We start from the raw sequence: 2,534 nt of genomic DNA, 5'->3' as shown, positions 1-2,534 counted from the left end.
GCTACCGTAACGTGAGACATCAGCCGGATTACCTCCGGAAACGGCAATGCATCCAGCCATTCGGAATTAAAAACAATTTTGGTTTTCTCAACATCAATGACTTTGGCAAGCTGGCTGATGTAAGTTTCCGCATGGTGCTGCACTTCTGCAGCAGTCAGTGGCTTTCGTGCCTTATTTTTGCCGGTAGGATCACCGATTCTCGCCGTAAAGCTCCCGACAATAATAACGACCTGATGTCCCAGGTCCTGAAACTGCCTCAGCTTTTTCAGGACTACCGCGTGCCCAAGATGAAGATCCGGAGCCGTAGGATCGAATCCCAGCTTGATGATGAGTTTCCTCTGTTCTCTTCCGGCCTGCTGTAATTTATCTTCCAGACCGTTCTGCGGCAGAATGATTTCCGCATTTTCTTTTAATGTACTGATCATTTTCTTGAATTTTTAGACATGAAAAAACCCGGACGAATGGCCCGGGTTCTGAATTATTTTAGAATGTTTTTTACTGAAATAAGTTTACAGAAGCTTTCCCGAACCATAGGCCGGGTAATAATAAACGCTGAAAAAAAACAGGCGTAAAATGTTATTCAGTTGCTTCATGGTAACAAATATAGAAAATATTTTCCTGCGAAAGCTCAATTTTATTTATTTATATATTTCAGTACGGCCATCTCAAAGCTGTGGAAAGTTCTGAGAAATTCTTCGCCGCCCCTGGGTTGTGCGAAATGTTTGTCCTGAAACAGCAAAAAGATTTTTTTCAGCTGCAGATAGAAAATGATGATCCATTGTTTTGTCCGGATTTCAAAACAGCAAGCCAGCCGGTAATCCGGTATACATCCGCATAATTCGTTGAATTCATATAATGATACCTTGATTTTATGGTGCTGATCCTGTATTTTGTTTGTTCTGAACGTGCATCCGCCGGGTTCTTCATGCCATGTAAATTCCGATTCGTTTTTTCCTGCGGCCAGATCCAGCAGGGACTGCATCAGGTCTGCATAAGGATCATTGAATACATGGGTGATGAAATAATGAAAATGTTTTTCCGCAATATGAAGATGCAGGTCGCTCCATCCGTAAGGAACAGGCGTTAACAGTACATCAAAAACATCGGTACGCAATATGGGATCGGGGATGGTCATTTTATGCATTCAGCCTGATGATAAAGCCTTTATAAAATTTCACTTCATCATACAATTCTGAAAAACAGCGGTAAAGTTCCGCCGGATCGTGTTTTCCGGGCAGGTTTTCCCGGTGTTCTTTTTCTGCAACTCTATAGAGGTCCTGATATTTTGATTGCAGGAATCCGAACAGGTAGTGCTCTGTATTGTCCGCCAGCCCGGAAAGAAAAATTCCGAAGATCAGAAACGGAATAAAATGTTCTGAAGGAGCAGCGGATGCCAGCCGCATTTGGGTTCGGTTTTCATACTCAGAAAGCAGATGCAGGAAACCTTCGCGCAGGCCGGGCTCTGAAATTTCATAAAAAACATCCAGTCCGTGAATAAAAAGCTGGGTTTTTATTTCTTCGGAATCCGGACCGTGCATGGCTACAAACCATTTGAAAATACCTGAAATCTCTTCCCGGGAAAAGTTAGTGATGTTATTTTCCTGTACTTTTTTTTTGATAAGTTCAAAACTTGTTTTCGGGTCGTCTTCCATGAACCGGAGGACCTGTTCTTCTTCACGGCAGAGCCTGTTGTACAGATTGATCTTTGCAGCAACGGAATTGGTCTTGATGAAATAAAGTTTTTCTGCCATACTATTATGTGGTGCCTTGTTTTTCAGCAGATTCCGTAACTAAGATAGTGAAAAAAAGCATATAAAATAATAGTATTGCATTATTTTGAAATATCCGGAAACGGTATGCGATGACCTGTTTTATTTTTCTGCCCTGCAGTTTACTGCGCCTGAGGATCAAAATAGGCTTTAAAGGTCAACGGATCTTCCTGGCAGTCTTCAGCCGTTTCAAGATACTCATGGTATTCTTCGGGATGCCTTCCCAGATCAACCATAACGATAGCCAGATTGACGAACAGGTTTTTATCTTCGGATCCCAGTTTCAATGCATGCTGCAGACAGGCAAATGCCTTTTCATTTTCTCCCATATCTGAATAAATGGCTCCCATGCTCACCATGGCTGCTGTATTGCGGGGTGATTCCCGTAAAATATCTTCCAGTTCTTTAATTAAGACCTCATTGATTTCGTCCCAATGGTCTTCATTCTCCCATCTTTTTGCCTGGAGTCTCTTTATGTTTTCTAATCTTGTGTTGATGGTACTCATATGCTGTCATTACATTTCAGGCGGCAAATTACTTTAAATTTTCCCAATCTTCCCTGTTCATTTGAAACAGATCCATTTTCCTCCCTGAGTAATCAATGTTTCTCCTGAAAGTCAATCCGTTGTTTAGGGCTACTTTCTTTGAATTGTCGTTTTCAGGAATGATGATGGAAACCAACCGGTGATGGAGCTGGTTTTCAAAAGCGAAGTCCCTGCATTTTCGGGCCGCTTCCAAAGCAAACCCTTTTCCCCGGAACAAAGG

General features: G+C 42.1%; 5 protein-coding genes. All 5 read right to left on the bottom strand.

Going from position 1 to position 2,534, the window contains the following annotated elements:
* A partial coding sequence (tyrS, locus tag QZ735_RS07810) for a tyrosine--tRNA ligase (protein WP_294246523.1) occupies nucleotides 1-425 on the bottom strand: 425 nt, incomplete at its 3' end.
* A 209-nt stretch (nucleotides 426-634) separates the two neighbouring features.
* The gene (locus tag QZ735_RS07805; protein WP_294246522.1) at nucleotides 635-1,144 is read right to left on the bottom strand and encodes a hypothetical protein; all 510 of its coding nucleotides are present in this window, start codon (nucleotides 1,142-1,144) and stop codon (nucleotides 635-637) included.
* A complete protein-coding gene (locus QZ735_RS07800; protein ID WP_294246520.1) occupies nucleotides 1,137-1,751 on the bottom strand; it encodes a hypothetical protein in 615 nt (204 codons plus the stop codon). The genes QZ735_RS07805 and QZ735_RS07800 overlap by 8 nt, the downstream gene beginning before the upstream one ends.
* Nucleotides 1,752-1,891: 140 nt before the next feature.
* Entirely contained in the window at nucleotides 1,892-2,275 is a 384-nt protein-coding gene (locus QZ735_RS07795) for a hypothetical protein (protein WP_294246517.1), read from the bottom strand.
* 28 nt (nucleotides 2,276-2,303) lie between these two features.
* The coding region (locus QZ735_RS07790) for a GNAT family N-acetyltransferase (protein WP_294246514.1) at nucleotides 2,304-2,534 on the bottom strand (231 nt) is incomplete at its 5' end.

This window comes from uncultured Chryseobacterium sp., assembly GCF_913776365.1.
Classification (GTDB): Bacteria; Bacteroidota; Bacteroidia; order Flavobacteriales; family Weeksellaceae; genus Chryseobacterium.
This window is presented reverse-complemented; position numbering and strand designations above follow the sequence as displayed.